The organism is Pseudonocardia sp. ICBG1142 (genome assembly GCF_020496255.1).
Lineage (GTDB): Bacteria > Actinomycetota > Actinomycetes > Mycobacteriales > Pseudonocardiaceae > Pseudonocardia.
The window spans coordinates 174,859-194,016 of the sequence record NZ_JAHLJC010000004.1 but is presented as its reverse complement, the minus strand read 5'-3'; the positions used below and the strand labels follow the sequence as shown (position 1 = coordinate 194,016).

General features: G+C 74.6%; 16 protein-coding genes. 13 read left to right on the top strand and 3 right to left on the bottom strand.

From position 1 onward, the window contains the following. Positions 1-8: 8 nt before the first annotated feature. Positions 9-1,340 carry an MFS transporter gene (locus tag KPL59_RS03365; protein ID WP_226359903.1) on the bottom strand — a complete coding sequence of 444 codons (1,332 nt, stop codon included), beginning with the start codon at positions 1,338-1,340 and terminating at the stop codon, positions 9-11. Between the two features lie 85 nt (positions 1,341-1,425). Here KPL59_RS03365 and KPL59_RS03360 point away from each other — a divergent pair, with 85 nt between their 5' ends. The 11 genes from KPL59_RS03360 (at position 1,426) to KPL59_RS03310 (ending at position 14,696) form a co-directional block, all read left to right on the top strand. Beyond that, positions 1,426-1,905, top strand: a complete 480-nt coding sequence (locus KPL59_RS03360; RefSeq protein ID WP_226353383.1) for a MarR family winged helix-turn-helix transcriptional regulator — start codon at positions 1,426-1,428, stop codon at positions 1,903-1,905. A 57-nt stretch (positions 1,906-1,962) separates the two neighbouring features. After that, the gene (locus tag KPL59_RS03355; RefSeq protein ID WP_226359902.1) at positions 1,963-3,471 is read left to right on the top strand and encodes a long-chain fatty acid--CoA ligase; all 1,509 of its coding nucleotides are present in this window, start codon (positions 1,963-1,965) and stop codon (positions 3,469-3,471) included. Next, positions 3,471-4,244 carry a crotonase/enoyl-CoA hydratase family protein gene (locus KPL59_RS03350; protein WP_226359901.1) on the top strand — a complete coding sequence of 258 codons (774 nt, stop codon included), beginning with the start codon at positions 3,471-3,473 and terminating at the stop codon, positions 4,242-4,244. Before KPL59_RS03355 ends, KPL59_RS03350 begins: the two co-directional genes overlap by 1 nt. After that, positions 4,241-6,184: an acetoacetate--CoA ligase gene (locus KPL59_RS03345; protein WP_226359900.1), complete on the top strand. Its 1,944-nt coding sequence runs from the start codon at positions 4,241-4,243 to the stop codon at positions 6,182-6,184. Before KPL59_RS03350 ends, KPL59_RS03345 begins: the two co-directional genes overlap by 4 nt. After that, on the top strand, positions 6,181-7,164 hold the full coding sequence (locus tag KPL59_RS36685; RefSeq protein WP_226359899.1) for a 3-hydroxyacyl-CoA dehydrogenase NAD-binding domain-containing protein: 984 nt from the start codon (positions 6,181-6,183) through the stop codon (positions 7,162-7,164). Before KPL59_RS03345 ends, KPL59_RS36685 begins: the two co-directional genes overlap by 4 nt. Before the next feature lie 14 nt (positions 7,165-7,178). Continuing rightward, a complete protein-coding gene (gene couO / locus KPL59_RS03335) occupies positions 7,179-8,051 on the top strand; it encodes a 4-hydroxyphenyl-beta-ketoacyl-CoA hydrolase (RefSeq protein ID WP_164514865.1) in 873 nt (290 codons plus the stop codon). Positions 8,052-8,823: 772 nt separating this feature from the next. Further along, positions 8,824-9,174, top strand: coding sequence for a hypothetical protein (locus tag KPL59_RS03330; RefSeq protein ID WP_226359898.1), 351 nt, complete (start codon positions 8,824-8,826; stop codon positions 9,172-9,174). Further along, positions 9,171-11,003, top strand: a complete 1,833-nt coding sequence (locus KPL59_RS03325) for a selenium-binding family protein (protein WP_226359897.1) — start codon at positions 9,171-9,173, stop codon at positions 11,001-11,003. The genes KPL59_RS03330 and KPL59_RS03325 overlap by 4 nt, the downstream gene beginning before the upstream one ends. Further along, on the top strand, positions 11,003-13,009 hold the full coding sequence (locus tag KPL59_RS03320; protein ID WP_226351629.1) for a hypothetical protein: 2,007 nt from the start codon (positions 11,003-11,005) through the stop codon (positions 13,007-13,009). The genes KPL59_RS03325 and KPL59_RS03320 overlap by 1 nt, the downstream gene beginning before the upstream one ends. Before the next feature lie 23 nt (positions 13,010-13,032). Beyond that, positions 13,033-14,328, top strand: coding sequence for a YeeE/YedE family protein (locus KPL59_RS03315; protein WP_226359896.1), 1,296 nt, complete (start codon positions 13,033-13,035; stop codon positions 14,326-14,328). Between the two features lie 38 nt (positions 14,329-14,366). Further along, positions 14,367-14,696 carry a hypothetical protein gene (locus KPL59_RS03310; RefSeq protein WP_226351631.1) on the top strand — a complete coding sequence of 110 codons (330 nt, stop codon included), beginning with the start codon at positions 14,367-14,369 and terminating at the stop codon, positions 14,694-14,696. A 106-nt stretch (positions 14,697-14,802) separates the two neighbouring features. Here the strand turns inward: KPL59_RS03310 and KPL59_RS03305 are convergent, their stop codons facing one another. After that, positions 14,803-15,615 carry a YceI family protein gene (locus tag KPL59_RS03305; RefSeq protein ID WP_226359895.1) on the bottom strand — a complete coding sequence of 271 codons (813 nt, stop codon included), beginning with the start codon at positions 15,613-15,615 and terminating at the stop codon, positions 14,803-14,805. Further along, entirely contained in the window at positions 15,608-16,432 is an 825-nt protein-coding gene (locus KPL59_RS03300) for a collagen binding domain-containing protein (RefSeq protein WP_075307718.1), read from the bottom strand. The genes KPL59_RS03305 and KPL59_RS03300 overlap by 8 nt, the downstream gene beginning before the upstream one ends. 186 nt (positions 16,433-16,618) lie before the next feature. Here KPL59_RS03300 and KPL59_RS03295 point away from each other — a divergent pair, with 186 nt between their 5' ends. Both KPL59_RS03295 and KPL59_RS03290 read left to right on the top strand, forming a co-directional pair. Further along, positions 16,619-17,548, top strand: coding sequence for a diiron oxygenase (locus KPL59_RS03295; RefSeq protein ID WP_020627538.1), 930 nt, complete (start codon positions 16,619-16,621; stop codon positions 17,546-17,548). Between the two features lie 13 nt (positions 17,549-17,561). Beyond that, positions 17,562-19,061 carry an FAD-dependent oxidoreductase gene (locus KPL59_RS03290; RefSeq protein WP_226359894.1) on the top strand — a complete coding sequence of 500 codons (1,500 nt, stop codon included), beginning with the start codon at positions 17,562-17,564 and terminating at the stop codon, positions 19,059-19,061. The last annotated feature ends 97 nt before the right edge of the window (positions 19,062-19,158 follow it).

The window sequence follows — 19,158 nt, the reverse complement described above, 5'->3', positions numbered from 1 at the left end:
GCCGGCGGTCAGCGGGTGGCGGCGCCCTCGGTGGTCCCCGCGGCTGCGGGGACGTCCGGGCCCGTCAGACCGTCGCGGGCGGTCTCGCGCAGCGCGAGCACCGACCCGACCGAGACCAGCGCGAGCAGCCCGATCACCGCCGACAGCACCCCGGTGCCGAAGCCGGCGGCCTGCAGCGACGCGAACAGCACCGGCGACAGCCCCGCGCCCATCCCGGAGATCTGGTAGCCCAGCGAGGCCCCCGTGTAGCGCGAGCCGGTGGAGAACATCTCCGAGTACAGGGCCGCGGTCGGCCCGAACCAGGCCGCGTGCGTCACGCCCTGTCCGACCACCACGGCCAGGGTGAGCAGCACCGCCGAGCCGGTGTCGATCATGGGGAAGATCGCGACGCACCACAGCCCGGTCGCGACCGCCCCACCCAGGACGACCGGTCGGCGTCCGACCCGGTCCGACAGTGCGGAGAACCCGATGATGCCGACGATCGCGACCACCGAGGACAGGGTGAGCGCGTTGAGCACGGTCTGACGCTCGAACCCGGCGCGCACGGCGTAGGAGATGAGGAAGGTGGTCAGCGTCCCCTGCGCGACGAAGGCTCCGAACCCCACGCCGACGGCGAGCAGCAGGTTGCGCGGGCGGGACAGCACCTCCAGCAGCGGCGCCCGGCGCGGCGCCGTCGGCCGGGCGGCGGCGGACGCGGCGAACACCGGGGTCTCGGTGACCGACAGCCGCACGAACAGCCCGATGCCCAGCAGCACCACGCTCAGCAGGAACGGGATCCGCCAGCCCCAGGTGAGGAACGCGTCCCCGGTCAGCGACGCCGACAGCGCCAGCACCAGCGTCGAGAGCACCATGCCGCTCGGCGCACCGGCGTTGGTGAAGCTGGCCCACAGCCCCCGTCGCGACGACGCGTGCTCGGCCGACATCAGGACCGCGCCGCCCCACTCCCCGCCGGCCGCGACGCCCTGCACGACCCGCAGCACGATCAGCAGCACCGGGGCCAGCGCGCCGACCTGCGCGTACGTGGGCAGCACCCCGATCAGGGTGCTCGCCACACCCATCAGCACCATGCTGATGACCAGCATCTTCTTGCGCCCGACGCGGTCGCCGAAGTGGCCGAACACGATCCCGCCCAGCGGGCGGGCCAGGTAGCCGGTGGCGAGCGTCCCGAACGCGGCGACGGTGCCGACGAGCGGGTCGAGGTCGGAGAAGAAGACCCGGTTGAACACCACGGCCGAGGCCGTCGCGTACAGCAGGAAGTCGTAGTACTCGATCAGGCTGCCGAGGTAGCTCGACAGGACCGCGCGTCGGCGCTGGGTCGGGGAGAACCGGGGGTGCGTCATCGCAGCTCCCTGCCTTCGGTGAGATGGAAAGCAGCTTTATAGCAAGTAGCTTGTCATTCACGCCAGGGTCGTTAGGATCGCGCACGTGACGGATGCGGTGCCGGTACCGACGGGGACGCGCGGACAGCGACTGACCTACCTGGTCAAACGCCTGGAGATGGCCGAGCGGGCGCGGATGGAGGAGGCGCTGCGCCCGCTGCGGGTCACGCTGGCCCAGTACACGGCGCTCAGCGTGCTGGAGCGTCGCGGCGGGCTCTCCTCGGCCCAGCTCGCCCGGCGGCACTTCGTGACCCCGCAGGCGATGCAGCAGCTCGTGGCCGCGATGGAGCGCGACGGGCTCGTCGAGCGCCGCGCGGCGCCGGACAATCGCCGGGTCCTGCAGGTCTGGCTCACCGCCCACGGGGACGAGGTGCTGGCCGACTGCCACTCCGCGGCCGGGGTCGTCGAGCGCCGGATGCTCGGCGCGCTGGAGCCCGACCAGGCCGAGGTGTTCGCCGACGCCCTCGAACGGTGCCTGGCCGCCCTGGTCGGTCGCGACCCGATCCCGCCGGACGGCGACGCTTGACCTCATGGCAAGGACCTTGCTATCAACTTGATTGATATCAAGGAGCGAGGGAGCCCCATGAGCCCGATCACCGGTCCCGGCCTCGGGCTGGGCACCTGGCCCGCCCGCCGGGCGCGGATCAGCCCGCACGCCCCGGCCCTGTCCGACGGGCACCGGGCGGTCGACCACGCCGAGCTGGCCGAGCGCGCCGCCCGGATCGCGGGCGGCCTGGCGGAGCGGGGGGTCGGCCGGGGGGACCGAGTCGCCTGGCTCGGGGTGAACGCCGTCGCCACCCTGGAGACCTGCTTCGCCGCCTGGCGGCTCGGCGCGGTCGCGGTCCCGCTGAACTTCCGCCTGGCCCCCGCCGAGATCGGCTACATGCTCGACGACTGCGGCGCGACGCTGCTCGTGCACGGCCCCGACGCCGACGACCTCGTCGCCGCGACCGCCCCGCGGATCCCGGTCGTCCGCGGCGTCGAGGACCTGGCCCGCGGGCCCGCCCGCGACGACGCCGGTGCCGGTCTCGACGACCCGGCCGTGCTGCTCTACACCTCCGGCACCACCGGCCGTCCGAAGGCGGCCGTGCTGACCCACGGGAACCTGACCTGGAACACGGTCAACCAGCTCGCCCACGTCGACGTCTGCTCCGACGAGCGCACGCTGTGCATCTCGCCGCTGTTCCACTGCGTCGGGCTCTCCCAGGTCACGCTGCCCACGCTGTTCAAGGGCGGCAGCGTCGAGCTCGTCGCCCGGTTCGACCCGGTGGCGGTCCTCGACCGGATCGCCGTCGCCCGGATCACCAGCTTCGCCGCCGTCCCGACGATGCTGCAGATGCTGTGCGAGTCCCCGGCGTGGGAGCGGACCGACCTGTCGTCGCTGCGCACGGTGGTCTACGGCGGCTCCCCGGTGCAGGAGCGGGTCGCGCGGGCCTGGCTGGAGCGCGGCGTCGCGCTGCAGCAGGGCTACGGGATGACCGAGGCCTCGCCCGGGGTGCACATGGCGACCCGCGAGGGGACGGCCGCGCACCCACCGACCTCGGTCGGGGTGCCGCACTTCTTCACCGACGTCGCCGTCGAGCGCGACGGCGAGCTCGTCCCCCTCGACGAGGAGCCCGGCGAGCTGCTGGTCCGCGGGCCGCACGTCAGCCCGGGCTACTGGAACCGTCCGGCCGAGACCGCGGCGTCGCGGCGGGGGGAGTGGTTCCGCACCGGTGACGTGCTCCGGGCCGGCGACGAGGGCTGGGCGTTCGCCGTCGACCGGGTCAAGGACATGATCATCTCCGGCGGCGAGAACGTGTACCCGGCCGAGGTCGAGGCCGTCGCCGTCACCCACCCCGACATCGCCGACTGCGCCGTCGTCGGGGTCCCCGACCAGCGCTGGGGCGAGGTCGGCGCGGCCTGGGTGCAGCTGCGCCCCGGCGCCGACCTCGACGCCGACGCCGTGCGCGCACTGCTCGCCGGTCGGCTGGCCCGGTACAAGGTCCCGAAGTACGTGCGGTTCGTCGAGGAGCTGCCCCGCAACGCGTCCGGCAAGGTCCGGCGCGTCGACCTGCGTGCGGCCGCGGCCGCCGGGGAAGAGGTGTCGTGATGGGACTCCCGGAGTCGCTGACGGTGGAGCGGCACGACGAGGTCGCCGTGCTGCGCCTGTCCCGGCCGCGCAAGCGCAACGCCCTCGACGACGCGACCGTGCTCGGCATCGAGGACTTCTTCGCCCGCCCGCCCGAGGGGGTGCGCGCCGTCGTCCTCGACGCCGAGGGGGACCACTTCTGCGCCGGGCTGGACCTGTCCGAGCTCGGCGTCCGCGACGTCGTCGCGGCGATGGAGCACTCCCGGATGTGGCACCGCGCGTTCGCCCGGCTCGCCGAGGGACGGCTGCCGGTGGTCTCGGTGCTCAAGGGCGCCGTCGTCGGCGGCGGGCTGGAGCTGGCCTCGGCCACCCACCTGCGGGTCGCCGAGGACTCCACGTTCTACGCACTGCCCGAGGGCCAGCACGGGCTGTTCGTCGGCGGCGGCGGCTCGGTGCGGGTGCCGCGGCTCATCGGTGTGCACCGGATGACCGACATGATGTTGACCGGCCGCGTCCTCGACGCCGACGAGGGGCACGCGCTGGGTCTGTCGCACTACCGCGCCGGGCCGGGGGAGGGGCTGGCGCGCGCCTGCGAGCTGGCCCGCACCGTGGCCGGGAACTCGGCGATCACCAACGTCGCGGTGCTCCAGGCGCTGCCGCGGATCGCCGAGGCGTCCCCGGACCACGGCTTCATGATGGAGTCGCTGGTCGCTGCGGTCGCCTCGTCGAGTGCCGAGGCCCAGGAGCGGATGCGGGCCTTCCTCGACGGCCGCGGTGGGAAGGTGCGCCGGTGAGCGAGCTGTTGCGCCCCGTCGCCGACGACGTCCGGGAGACCACGCAGATCGGCCGCTTCGTCACCGCCGTCGAGCGCGAGCACGGCCTGGCCCTGCCCGACTACGCCGCGCTGCACCGCTGGTCGGTGGCCGAGCCCGAGGCGTTCTGGTCGGCGGTCGCGACCCACCTCGGGGTGCGGTTCGACACCCCGCCCCGGGCGGTGCTCGGGCGCCGGGAGATGCCGGGTGCCGAGTGGTTCCCCGGCGCGACCCTGAACTACGCCGCGCACGCCCTGGACGGGCCCGACGACCGCACCGCCGTCGTCGCGTACTCCCAGACCCGCGACCGGGTCGAGCTGACCTGGGCGGAGCTGCGCGAGCAGGTCGCCCGCGCCCGCGCCGGGCTGCGCAGGCTCGGTGTCGGCCGCGGCGCCCGGGTCGCCGCCTACCTGCCGAACCTGCCCGAGACGGTCGTCGCGTTCCTCGCGACGGCCTCGCTCGGCGCGGTCTGGACCAGCTGCGCACCCGAGTTCGGCGCGCGCAGCGTCCTCGACCGGTTCGGCCAGGTCGATCCGGTCGTGCTGCTCACCGTCGGCGGCTACGGCTGGGCCGGACGCGACGTCGACCGCCGCGACGAGGTCGCCGCCCTGCGCGCCGGGCTGCCCGGGGTGCGCCACGTCGTCGCCGTGCCGTACGGGCCGCACACCGTGCCCGACGCCATGACCTGGGACGCACTGCTGGCCGCCGACCCGGAGCCGGGCGCGGACCCGGTCCCGTTCGACCACCCGCTGTGCGTGCTGTTCTCCTCCGGCACCACCGGGCTGCCCAAGGCGATCGTGCACGGCCACGGCGGCATCCTCCTGGAGCACCTCAAGAACCACGCCCTGAGCTGGGACCTCGGTCCCGGCGACCGGATCCTCTGGTACTCCACGACCGCCTGGATGATGTGGAACGCGCTGGTCTCCGGGCTGCTGCGGCAGGCGTCGATCGTGCTGATCGACGGCAACCCCGCCCACCCCGACCTCGGCTGGCAGTGGCGCCTGGCCGCCGAGACCGGCGCGACGCTGCTGGGCGCGAGCCCCGGGTTCCTCATGGCCTCGCGCGCCGCGGGGCTGCGCCCGGCCGTCGAGCACGACCTGTCCGCGGTCCGTCAGATCGGCGCCGCCGGGAGCCCGCTGCCGCCGGAGGGCTACCGCTGGGTGACCGAGCAGTTCGGGCCGGACGTGCTGCTCAACGTGGGCAGCGGCGGGACCGACGTCTGCTCCGGCATCGTGCAGGGGAGTCCGTTCCAGCCGGTGCGCTCCGGCGAGATCTCCGGGCCCTGCCTCGGGGTCGACGCCGCCGCGTTCGACGACGCGGGCCACCCGGTCGTCGGCGAGCTCGGCGAGCTGGTCATCCGGGCCCCCATGCCGTCGATGCCGGTCGGCTTCTGGGGCGACGACGGCAGCCGCTACCGCGACACCTACTTCGCCACCTGGCCCGGGGTGTGGCGGCACGGCGACTGGGTCCGCTTCTCCGCCGACGGCTCCGCGGTCGTCGCCGGCCGCTCCGACGCCACCCTCAACCGGGGCGGCGTCCGGTTGGGGACTGCCGAGTTCTACCGCGTCGTGGAGGAGCTGCCCGAGGTCGAGGACTCGCTCGTCGTGCACCTGGAGGACCCCGCCGGCGGCAACGGCGAGCTGCTGCTGTTCGTGCAGCCCGCCGCCGGCACCCCCCTCGACGACGCCCTGGTCGCCCGCATCCGCACCGCGCTGCGGCGCGAGCTCACCCCGCGCCACGTCCCGGACCGGGTCGAGGCGGTGCCGGTCGTGCCGCGCAACCGCACCGGCAAGAAGCTGGAGGTCCCCGTGAAGCGGATCCTGCTCGGCGCGGCCGTCGACGACGTCGCCTCCCGCGACGTGCTCGCCGACCCCACCGCGCTCGACGCGTTCGTCCGCCTCGTCTCCGGGACGCCGGCGTGAGCGCGCCCGGGAACCCCGCCGGCACCGGCACCGGCGAGGGCACCGGCGGGGCGGCCGGGATCGGCACCGTCGCCGTCGTCGGGACGGGGGTGATCGGCGTCGGCTGGACGGCGCTGTTCCTGTCCCGCGGCCTGCACGTGCGTGCCTTCGATCCCGCCCCGGGTGCCGAGGACCGGCTGCGCGCCGACCTCGCCGCGCTCGGCCCGTTCCCCGGCCACGACGGCCCGCTCCCGGTCGGCAACCTGACGTTCGCCGACAGCGCCGGTGCCGCCGCCGGGCCGGCCGGGTTCGTGCAGGAGAACGGCCCCGAACGCGAGGACCTCAAGCACACCCTGTTCGGCGAGCTCGACGAGGCCGCCGCACCCGGCGTCGTCCTCGCCTCCAGCTCCTCGGGCCTGCTGCCGACGACGATCGCCCGCGGCGCGGCCCGGCACCCCGAGCGGGTGCTCGTCGGGCACCCGTTCCACCCGCCCCAGGTCATCCCGCTGGTCGAGGTCGTCCCGGGCGAACGGACCGCGGAGGCCGCCGTGGACACCGCGACGGCCTTCTACACCGCGCTCGGCAAGCGACCGGTCCGGCTGCGGGCCGAGGTGCCGGGCCACCTGGCCAACCGGCTGCAGGCCGCGCTGTGGCAGGAGGCGTACTCGCTGGTCGAGCGGGGTGTCGCGACCGTCGCCGACGTCGACGCCGCCATCTCCCACGGACCCGGCCTGCGCTGGGCGGTGCTCGGCCCGTTCGCCAACCAGCACCTGTCCGGCGGCCCCGGCGGGCTCGCGCACATCCTGGAGCACCTCGGTCCGCCCACCGAGCGGTGGTGGCGCGACCTCGGACAGGTCACGCTCACCCCCGAGCTGGCCACGACCCTGGTCGACGGCGTCCACGCCGAGCTGGGCGACCTCGACGGCCCCGCGCTCGCCGCCCGCCGCGACGCCGTCCTCGCCGCGCTGCTCGAGGCCAAGTCCCGTACCGAGCTCCCCTGACGGAGGTTCCCCGCATGCCCATCGACCCCGCCGGCGTCGTCGCGATCGACGTGCACGTCCACGTCGAGCAGGACGGCCACGGCTGTCTGGCTCTCGACCAGGAGCTGCTCGACGCGTCGGCCGCGTACTTCAAGGCCGACCAGGACCGCACCCCGACGATCGACGCGATCGCCGAGCACTACCGGGCACGCCGGATCGCCGCGGTGGTGTTCACCGTCGACGCGCCGTCGGGCACCGGGCACCCGCCGCTGTCCAGCGAGGAGATCGCCGACGCGGCCGCCGCGCACGCCGACGTCCTGATCCCGTTCGGCTCGGTGGACCCGCACACCGGCAAGGCCGCCGTCGCCCGCGCCCGCCGCCTGGTCACCGAGCACGGGGTCCGCGGCTTCAAGTTCCACCCCAGCCTGCAGGCGTTCGAGCCGAACGACATGCGCTTCTACCCGCTCTACGACGCCATCGCCGAGCTCGGCGTGCCCGCGCTGTTCCACACCGGACAGACCGGGATCGGCGCCGGGCTGCCGGGCGGGCGCGGGATCAAGCTGCGCTACTCGAACCCGATGCTGCTCGACGACGTCGCCGCCGACCACCCCGACCTCACCGTGGTGCTCGCCCACCCGTCGGTGCCCTGGCAGGACGAGGCGATCTCGATCGCCACCCACAAGTCCAACGTGTACATCGACCTGTCGGGATGGTCGCCGAAGTACTTCCCGCCGCAGCTGGTGCGCGCGGCGAACACGATGCTGCGCCGCAAGGTGCTGTTCGGCTCGGACTACCCGGTCATCACCCCGGACCGGTGGCTCGCGGACTTCGAGACCCTCGAGATGAAGCCCGAGGTCCGGCCGATGATCCTCAAGGACAACGCCGTGCGGGTGCTCGGCCTGGGGTGATCGGCCCCGGTGAGGGGTCCGGTGCCGTATCCGGCACCGGACCCCTCACCCGTCGCGACCACCGCCCGGACCGCGGCAGGACGCCGGATCCGGCTCGCCACGGTCCCCACCGGACGACCAGGTGTCCGGACTTCTTCCCGGAAAGATCATCAGCGGCGACGTCGTCGCAGGTCAGCAGCGTGGAGCGATCCGGTTCCCGACGTCGTTGACACGATCGGGTGATCTGTTCTGCCGCGTTCCGATGCTCTGGAGTGGGTCGTCCCGGTCCGTCCGGAGTAGTCCAGGTCACCCTCCGCGCCCGTTTCGGGGGCGCTGCGGGCCCGATCTCACGATGTGGACCGGTCCGATGTGTGGTTACTCCGAACGGGTCTGTTTACTGGTCCGCATGCACCTCGTCTCCCGGTTCGCGGTTCGGCGTCACGTCGACCTGCGCCGCCAGGCGAGCGCGCTCTGTTCCGGCGCCTGACCGCGCCCGGCTCCCGGGGCGCGCCCGCGCTCCGCCGCTCGCCGTCCCCGCCACGGGGACCGCGGCCGCGGTAGCCACGGGACCGCCCCAGTACCCCGATTTCCCGGTCGACCACCGCGCCCCCGCGCGGACCCTCCCGCCCCGCCTCCCGGCGGCCCGGGAGGTCGGAGTCCGACGCCCACCGCACGTCCGCGCCTGCCCGCGCCCCGCGACACCGTCCACACCGGACGGTGCCGCGGTCCGCCGCTCGACGGACGTCCACATCGGCCCCGAACCGCTCCCCGTCACGAAAGAAGGAGACACGTCGTGCCTCAGCACCGCGCACGGTCCGCCTCCCGGATCCGGCTGATCGCCGGTGGCGCCGCACTCGCCGGCACCGCCCTGATCGGCCTCTCCGGCGCGGCCCAGGCGGCCACCCCGGACCTGGTCCCCGACCTCGGTCCGATCCTCAGCGCCCCCGACGACGACCAGCCCGACCCGGCGCCGACGGCGCCCCCGGTCGAGTCGTCCTACGAGGCGTTCGACTCCGACCAGCCGATCCAGCAACTGCGCGACTTCGCCCCCGCGGGCGTCCCCGTCGCCGGGCTGGTCGACGTCGTGTCGAAGGCGCCGAAGCAGATCACCCCGACGTTCCTGAGCGGCGGGGCCGGCGAATGAGCCTGCTCCCGCAGTCCCGCTGGGCGCGGCGGGGGCTGATCGCCCTCGCGAGCGCCGCCGTCGTCGCCGGGGTCGTCGCGATCCCCGCGTCGGCCCAGGGAACGATCGACAAGGTCAAGTCCGAGGTCACCGGCGCCGACGGCAAGAACTACTGGGTCGAGAACAACCTCACGCCGGAGGCCCGTCAGCAGTCCACCGACGGGCCCAAGAAGGAGTACGCCCTGGTCTGGGCCGGCGACGAGAACATCGCCGACACCGCGGTGGCGGACGTGCGCAACCTGCCCGGGTCGCTGCTCGACCCGGTCGACAAGGTCCGCGACGCCCTGCCGGGTCCGGACTTCCTGGCCGTCGTCGACGTCACCAAGGGCACCCCGGACTACGGCAAGGTCGTCAACACCGCGACCGTCGGCCCGCTCGTGGAGAACGAGCCGCACCACATGCAGTACTCGTGGCGCAAGGGCGACAAGATCTACGCGGGCGGCCTGTTCACCGCGGCGACCTACGTCTTCGACGTCGCCGCGCTGCCGGAGGTCAAGCTCTCGGGCATCTCGCTGCCGTCGCAGACGCTGTGCGGGTCGGTCCCGGACGCCTACTGGGTCCTCAAGGACGGCACCGCGTACGGCACCTACATGGGCGGCCCCGTCGCCCCGGGTCCGTGCCGCTACACCAACGGCGAGGTCCGCACCGGCAACGGCTTCGCGGGCGCCCCGGGCTCGGTCATCAGGTTCGACCAGGAGGGCCGCAACCTCGTCGAGGCCCCGGCCGCGACGGAGACGCCCGAGGACCCGACCCAGTGCCTCAACATGCCGGCCCTGGGCAACCCCACCTGCGCGAACCCGCACGGGATCCAGGTCCGCGAGGACCTGAACACCATGATCACCAGTGACTACGCCGAGCCGCGGACGATCATCCTCGACCCGGTGAAGAACCCGTCGCCGTACCTGCGGCGGCCCACGGTGCGCACCTGGGACATCTCCGACCTGAACAAGCCGAAGGTCAAGTCGGTGCAGTACCTGCCGACCGGCCCGCGGAGCAACGGCGTCGACCCGCTGCGCAACGAGAACCGCGCCGTCATGGAGACCACGGTCACCAACCGGCCGGAGCACAAGGGCGCCTTCGCCCAGACGATGCAGGGCGGCGCGATCTTCTACACGCCCGACATCACCGCCGACAACCCGGAGTGGAAGGAGGTCTTCGACCTGGGGACCGCCGCGCCGCACCTGGGCGTCGGGGGCGAGAACGGTGGCCCGAGCGCGAACGGTGGCTGGATCCAGACCAGCGCCGACGACAAGACGCTCTACCACGCCACGATCGGCCGCAAGGCCGGCACGCTGGGCCCGGACGACAAGGGCACCGCGGGCGGCGTCATCGCGCTCGACATCGAGAAGCTGCTGGCCTCGGGACCGAACCCGAGCTGCTCGATCGACACGATCTCCGAGACCACAGCCGGTGGCGCCGAGGCCGACTGCCCGACCATCAAGGGCACCGTCGGCATCAACTCCGACCAGACCGGCGCCGGCCCGCACTGGGGCGCGCTGGACAACCTGGAGCTCGGTGACGACGGCTACTACCACCACACCGACCAGCCCAAGCGCCTCGCGACCGCGAACTACTTCGTGGCCCGCACCGGGCTGGACGGCGACCACCGCCTTTGCATGACCGACATCGCCCCGGACGGCTCGCTGTCCCTGGACGAGTCGTTCAAGGACGAGGACACCGGTGAGACCTGCGTCAACTTCAACCGCGAGAACTGGCCGCACGGTGCGTTCGGCAATGCCAAGCCGCACTCGATGCTGTTCGTCGCCGCGGACGAGGACATCAAGGACTGATGACGTCCGTGTCGTTCTCGACGTCGTTCGCGACACTCGTGCCGGCCGGCGGGCTCCTGCCCGCCGGCCCGGCCGGGGACGCCCCCGCCCTGCTCCGTGCAGTGGCGGGGGCCGCCCCGGCGGTCCTCGCCGCAGGACCCTCCGACGGCGTGCCGTTCGCGGACACGGCCCTGCGCCTGGTCCTGCTCACCGCGCTCGCCGTGGTGGCCGGATCCGGCCTGGTGCGTGTCCTCGCCGATACGCCAGGACGCGCCGAGCGGGTCGTCGCGGGAGTCGCGGCGCTCGTCGCCGTCTCCGCCGCGGTTGCCGCGGTGACCCGGTCCGGCGCCGGGATCTCCGGCTGGACCCTGCTGCTCCTGCTGGCGACGGTGGCGGTGCCCGCGCTGCTCGCCGGCCCGCGGCCGGTGCTCGCCGTCGTCCCCGCGGTGGTGGTGACCGGCCTGCTGGCGATCCAGCTGGCCGGGACCCCGTCGGCGCCGTGGTTCGTCCTCGACGCCGGGTACGCGGTCGCGGGTGCCCTGGCCGCCGGTGCCGCGCTGCACCTGGCCACCGCTACCGACCCGGCGCCGCGGGCCGCCCGGGTGCGGATCGTCGGCATCGCGGCGGGGACGGTCGGGGTGGTGCTCGCCGCGGTCCGGGTCGCCCTCGCCGGACCGTTCTCGCTCACCGACCTGCACGGCACCGGCTACGGCCGGGCGGTGCTGGTCACCGTGCTGGCCCCGGCCGCGGTCGCGGCCCTGCTCGCCGTGCAGGCGTGGGTGACCCGCCGTGCGACGGCCGGGACCCGCTCCGACGCGGTGCGTGCCGCCGAGCTGCGCGACCGTCTCCGCACCCCGGTCGTGCTGGCCGCCCTCGCCGCGGTCGGTGCGGCGACGCTGCCGGCCGCACTGCCCGCCCCGGCCCCGGGGGCCACCCCCGGCCAGGCGCTGCTGCGCTCGGTCGACCTCGGTGCGGGCCCGCTGACCCTGGCGGTGTCCCCGATGCGCCCCGGACCCAACCTGGTGCAGCTCACCGGCGGCGGGGTCGAGGTGACCGGCCCGGACGCACGGATGCCCGCCGGGCACGGTGGTGACCCGGGCGCCCCCGCCGGGTACGCGGTACGGGTGGGGGACCGGGTCGTCCCGTTCACCGCCCGCACGGAGGTCCGCGGCGGCTGGGCCCTCGTCGACCTGCCCGCGGGGACCTCGTCGATCACCCTCACCGCGGGTGGCCTGACCCGCTCGGTGCCGGTCGACGTCGGCACCGAGCGCACCGCCCCGGCCGGCGCGACCGGGCCCGACGCCCCGGAGTGCCTGTCGGCCACGGTCGGCCGGATCGTCGCCGGTGGCGACGCCACCGTCGGGAACTGCCCGTCCGAGGTGCTCGACCCGGCCGACGCCGGTGCCCTGCGTGGCACCGTGCGTGCGCTCGGCGGCCAGGGCGCGCCGGGCCTCGCGATCGCCGGCGACGCGTCGCCGCGCTCGCGGGCCGCCGCCGACGTCGTGCGGGCCGAGGCCGCGGCCGCCGGGCTGCCCGTCCGCCCGGCCGCGGGCCCCCAGGACGCGCTGCTGGTCGTCTCGGGCTGGCAGCTCGCCGCCACCACGGTGCGCGACACCGCCCGCGCGGCGCTCACCACGCCCACCGCGCTCGGCGGGACCTACCTGGCACCCTGGCTGCTGACCGGCGGCGTGCTCGGCCAGAGCCCGGGCACCCTGCTCCCGCTGGATTTCGGTCCGCAGGAGCCGGCCCCGCAGCGCTACGTGCGGCTGCTGGCCGCCGTCGCCCCGGGCTCGGCGCCGTCGCTGTCCGGGCTGCGAGCCTGGGCCGCCACGTCCGGCGAGACCTACGCCGACCCGGTGCCGTCGCTGTACGCCGCCGCACCGGTCGATGTGCCCATGACCGCCGACACCGACGGCGGCCACCACGGGTCGCCCAACGAGGCGGCGTGGTTCCCGGGCGGCGCGGTCGTCCGGATCGGCTCCGCACTCGACACCGGTCCCGGCACCCCCGCCGGCCCGACCCCCTGACCGCCACCCACGAGGAGAGTCCCGTGTCGATCACGAAGGATCCGCCCGGCCGGTCGCCGGGCTCCCTGGTCCGTGCCCTGCGCGAGCTGCCCGCCGCCGGGCGCACCGCCTACGGCCCGCAGGACCGCGAGGCCGCCCCGCCGCAGTGGCCGGTGGTCGCGGTCGGCCTGGTCCTGGCGGTGCTGTTCCTCGTCGGGGTGGGCGCCGTCGCCCCGGCGACGATGGTGGGCACCGCCGCGCTCGGCCTGGCCCTGGGCTTCACGCTGTTCCACTCCCGGTTCGGCTTCACCTCCGGCTGGCGGCAGTTCGTCGCCGTCGGGCAGGGCGCCGCGATCCGCGCGCACATGCTCATGCTGGCGACGGCGTCGGTGCTGTTCGCGGTGATCCTCTCGTCCGGGTTCGCGCTCGCCGGGGACCCGCGGGGCTTCACCAACCCGATCGGCATCGGGCTCGTCGTCGGCGCCTTCCTGTTCGGCGTCGGCATGCAGGTCGGCGGGTCGTGCGCGTCGGGGACGCTGTTCGCCGTCGGCAGCGGGCAGTCCGCGATCGTGCTGACGCTGTTCGGGTTCATCGTCGGGTCGATGTTCGCGGTGTTCACCCACACCTTCTGGACGCAGACCGTCCCGCAGGGTCCGAGCATCAACCTGGCCCAGCTGCTCGGCTACCCGGGTGCGGTCGCGGTGACGCTGCTGGTCACGGCGGGGATCACCGTGGTGACCTGGGTCGTCGCCCGGCGCCGCACCCCGCCCCCGGTCGAGCGGCCGCCGTCGGCCCGCGGTGCGGCACGCGTGCTGCGCGGCTCGTGGCCGATGTGGGTCGGCGCGCTCGTGCTCGCGGTGCTCAACGCGGCCGTCCTGTTCGTCTCCGCCGCCCCGTGGGGTGTGACCTCGGCGTTCGCGCTGTGGGGCTCGAAGGTCCTGCAGGCGGTCGGGTTCGACATGGCGGGGCTGGCCTACTGGCAGGTCCCGGCGAACGCCCGGTCGCTGGCCGCGCCGGTGCTCGCCGACCGCATCTCCAACCTCGACGTCGGCATCATGATCGGCGCGCTGGTGGCCTCCGCGGTGGGCGGCGCGTTCGTGCTGCACAAGCGCATCCCCTGGAAGCTCGGTCTCGGCGCCGTCCTCGGCGGCATCGCGATGGGCTACGGCGCGCGCCTCGCGGGCGGCTGCAACATCGGTGCCTACTTCTCCGGCATCGCCTCGTTCAGCCTGCACGGCTGGATCTGGGCCGTCGTCGCACTCGGCGGCACCTGGGTCGGGCTGCGGCTTCGGCCGCTGTTCGGCCTGACCAACCCCAAGCCGGTCGACTCGCTCTGCTGAGCAGGCCGGACGCTCCCCCCACCAGAGAGGTTCACACCATGACCGCACGCACCACCGCCCGCGCACTGGCCGCCGTCGCCGGCGCCGGGGCGCTGGCCACCCTGGCCGGCGGGCTCGCGCACGCCGACGAGGGCCACCAGGGCCACGGCCACGGAGACGCCCACTACGACGGCACCGTCTGGCACTACGACGGCGAGGCGACCCCGAGCGACTCGGCCGAGCTGAACCCGTCCGCCGGTGACCGGCCGGGTGGGAACACCCCTGTGTACCTGCTCAAGGACGTCCCGGCGGCGCCGCTGCCGAAGGACCTGCTGACCCCGGTCGACCTGACCGCGCCCGTGTTCGGGGCGCTCGCCGGCCTGAGCTGACCGGTCCGCCCCGGGCGGTCGTGCACAGGGCCGCCCGGGGTGCAACCGGCTCGCACGGGGCAGGCGGGCCGGGATCGCCCCGTCCGGGATCTCCCGGGCGGGGCGATCACGCGTGCGGGGCCTCCTGCAGGGCGGCCTGCACGTCGAGGTCGATCCGCAGCGTCCGCCCGACGGCGAGCACGCCGGCCAGCACCGACTGGTTCCAGTCGATCGCGAACTCGTCGCGGGAGATCTCGGTGGTGGCGGTGAACGCCGCCCGGGTGCCGCCCCACAGGTCGGGGCCGGTGCCGCCGTAGGTCATGTGCAGGTCGACCGGTGCCTTGACGCCCTTGAGCGAGAGCATCCCGTGCACCGTCCAGCGGGTGGCGTCGACCCGGGTCAGGCCGTCGCCCTCGTAGCCGATGGCCGGGTGGGTCTCGACGTCGAGGAAGTCCGCGGTCCGCAGGTGGGAGTCGCGGTCGGGGTCGTCGGAGTCCACCGATCCCGCGTCGATCGACACACTGACCGAGCTGGCCTCGAACGGGTCGGCCACCCGCAGGTCGCCGGAGAACCGGCGCAGCCTGCCGTGGATGCGGCTCATGCCCAGGTGCAGCGCGGTGGCCCGGATGCTGGAGTGCTGCGGGTCGATCCGCCACAGCCCCGGGGTGGGCAGCACCGCGCCGCCGGCCCTGGCGAGCTCGACGCGGCCCAGGTCGACGCCGTCCCCGGCGAGGGAGACCGCCCGCGCGGAGGGCTCGTACCCCGCCGCGGCGACGACGACCGTGTGCGGTCCCGGCGCCAGCTCCGCCACCGCGAACCCGCCGTCGGCCCGGCTGGCCGCCCGGCCCCGCTGCACGCCGGTGGCGTCCATGACGGTGACCGTCGCGCCGGTCACCGGCCAGCCGTCGGGGGTGCTCAGCCGTCCGTAGAGCTCAGCCATGTCCGTGCTCCGTCCTCGTCGGGCCGCCGATCCGGTCGTCGTCGGTCGGGTCCGGGGCGCCGAAGCGCACCTCGACCGGCGTGGTCGCCCCCCGTGCCACCTGTACCGCGACGACGACCGGCGCCCAGCCGCTCGCGGTCAGCTCGTGCCGTCCGGGCGGGAGTCCGTGCAGCTCGTAGCTGCCGTCCCGGCCGGTGGTGGTCTCGGCGACGGTGCGGCCGTCGCTGTCGCCGATCACGATCCGAGCCCCGGGCACCGGGCGGCCGTCGCCGCTGCGGGCGACACCGGCGATCCCGGCCAGGGCGGGGAAACGCAGCTCCACCGGCGGCGCGGCCGGGTCGGCGTCGACGGTGCGGGCCAGCGGCCCGTGCCCGGGTGCGGTCGCGGTGAGGGTGTGCGGGCCGGTGCCGGGGGTCTCGACCAGGAACCGGCCGGCCGGGTCGGTCGGCGTGTGCGCGACGACCTCGCCCGCGGTGTCGATCAGTGTGACGGCGGCGGCACCGACCGGGTGGCCCGTCGCGTCGGTCAGGGTGCCCCGCACCGTGCCGCCGCCGGCGACGGTCACGTCGTGCCGGGCGGGGGACGCGCCGACGGCGACCAGCCCGGCGTCGGGCCCGGCGCCGTCGGTGCGGGTCACCACCAGGTACGTCCCGCCGGTGCCCAGGGGCACGGCGTAGGTGCCGTCGTCGCCGCTGGCGGTCCGCCCGTGCTGGCGGCCGTCGAGGTCGGTGACGGTGACGGTCGCGCCCGGCACGGGGGTGCCGGACCGCCCCCGCACGGTGCCGACGACCGCAGGTCCGTCCCGTTCCGGTGTCACGTCGCGACCTCCCAGTTAGTTGCGCATCGCAACGATAACCCTCCCGGGTGGGCGGTGCGTCACCCGCACCGGTGTCGCCGGCCGGTGATCGGGCCGCCGTGCGCTCGGGGGGCTTGCGTCACGTGTAACCGGTGGTAACGTTACCGGTGGTTACAGCATTGACGTCGTTGTCTGCGAGGAGTCGACATGACCGCCACCGTTCCGGAGCACGGGCTCGAGGCCGGGAACGACCGGCACGCGGAGGACCGGCACGACACCGCCGAGCGCCTCCTGCGGTCCTCCGAGGAGCTCTCGTTCGACCCGGCCACCCAGGTCGACTGGGACACGCCGCTGGACCGCGACTACCACGGCATGAGCCCGGAGTGGAGCAGTCTCTACGGCACCGCCTACTGGGCGGAGCTGACCGAGGAGCAGCGCAAGGAGCTGACCCGCCAGGAGTCGGCGTCGGTCGCCTCGACCGGCATCTGGTTCGAGATGATCCTGCAGCAGCTGATCCTGCGGGACTTCTACGCCAAGGACCCGACCGACCCGGCGTTCCAGTGGGCGCTGACCGAGATCGCCGACGAGTGCCGCCACTCGATCATGTTCGCCCGCGGTTCGGCCAAGCTCGGCGCCCCGGCCTACATCCCGAAGAAGCGCGTCGTCGCGATGGGCCGGCTCTGCGCGGCCGTCTACTCCGGTGAGGCCGCCTACGCCTCCATCCTCGTCGCGGAGGAGGTCCTCGACGTGATGCAGCGGGACTGGATGCGCGACGAGCGCGTCGTCCCGTTCGTCCGGACGATCAACAACATCCACGTGGTCGAGGAGTCGCGGCACATGAAGTTCGCCCGCGAGGAGACGCGTGACCGTCTCCGCGGGGCGGGCCCGCTGCGCCGCCAGGTCCAGGCCCTGTTCGTGGCGCTGGCCGCCTACGAGATCGTCACCGCCATGTGGAACGAGGACCTGTACGAGAACGCGGGCCTCGACCGGAAGCGCGCGCTGCGCGAGGCGCGGAACAACGAGCACCACAAGGCACTGCTGCGGTCCTCCTGCGCCGGGCTCATGGAGTTCCTGTCCTCCTGCGGCCTGCTCACCAAGCCGGCGCTGGCCCTCTACCGTCGCGCCAACCTGATCTGATCCGGAGCCGGCCGTGCCCTTCGCGATCACCCAGACCTGCTGCACCGACGCGTCGTGCGTCGCCGCCTGCCCGGTCAACTGCATCCACCCCACGCCGGACGAGGCCGACTTCGCCACGACCGACATGCTCTACATCGACCCGCGGGCGTGCATCGACTGCGGGGCCTGCGCCGACGCCTGCCCGGTGGACGCGATCTTCCCGGTGGAGCGGCTGAGCGCATCACTCGCCGGGTACGCCGAGGTCAACGCGGACTACTTCGAGGGCAAGCCGGTCGCCGGGAAGCTGGAGGGCGACTCCCCGCTGTTCCACGAGTGGTACCCGCTGAAGTTCACGCGGTCGCTGCCCGCGGACATGGCCCCGCTCGACGTCGCCGTCGTCGGGACCGGGCCCGCCGGGATGTACGCCGCACAGGACCTGCTGCTGCACACCTCGTCGACGGTCACGCTCTACGACCGGCTCGACGTCGCGGGCGGGCTGGTGCGGTTCGGGGTCGCGCCCGACCACCCGTCGACGAAGGGGATCGGGGAGTCCTTCGCCCGGTTCCACTCCCACCCGCGGGTGCGGATGCGGCTGGGCACCGAGGTCGGCCGGGACGTCTCGGCCGACGAGCTGGCCGCCCGGCACGACGCCGTGGTCTGGGCCGTCGGTGCGCCCGCGCCGCGCGACCTGGGCCTGCCGGGGGAGGGATTGCCCGGCAGCATCGCCGCCGACACCGTCGTGGGCTGGTACAACGGCCACCCCGACGTGCCGCGCGACGCCGTCGACACCTCGGTGGAGCGCGTCGTCGTGGTCGGCACCGGCAACGTCGCGATCGACGTCGCCCGGGTCCTCACCGCGTCGGCCGCCGATCTGGAGGGCACGCCGATCGACCCGGCCGCGCTCGCCGCGCTGCGCACCGGTGCGATCACCGAGGTCGTGCTGCTCGCCCGCCGTGGCCCCGAGGCCGTCGCCGCGACCGCACCGGAGCTGCGCGAGCTGCTCGGCCGCAGCGGCGTCGAGGTCGTCGTCGACGAGCACGACCCGCGCATCGCCGAGTCCCTCGACGGCCCCGCCGCGTCCCCGTCGCACGCGCTGCTGCGCGGCGCCCGCCGGGAGAAGATCGACTGGTCGGTGCCGGCCGAGCGCCCACGGGTGGTGTTCCGGTTCCACTCGGCGCCCGAGCGGATCGACGGCACCGTCCGGGCCCAGGGGGTGCACACCGCGGACGGGACCGACATCCCGGCCGGTCTGGTCGTGCGCGCCGTGGGGCACCGCGGCCGTTCCGTCGCCGGCCTGCCCTTCGACGACGACCGCGGCGTCGTCCCGCACGACGCCGGCCGCGTCGAGGGCCGTCCCGGCCACTACGTCGTCGGCTGGATCAAGCGGGGCCCGTCCGGAGGGATCGGCACCAACCGCACCTGCGCGGCCGAGACGATCGGGTCCCTGCTCGACGACGCCGTCGCCGGCCTGCTCCCGTCGCGCCGCCCGACCTCGCGCCTGGGCGCCATCACCCGGCGGCTCCGCCGGAGCTGACCGGCCACCCTGCGCGTCGATCAGTACCTCAGCGCTGTCCCGCGGTCGGACGACGACGCTCAAGTACTGATCGACGTGCGGGCGGCTCGGGCACGGG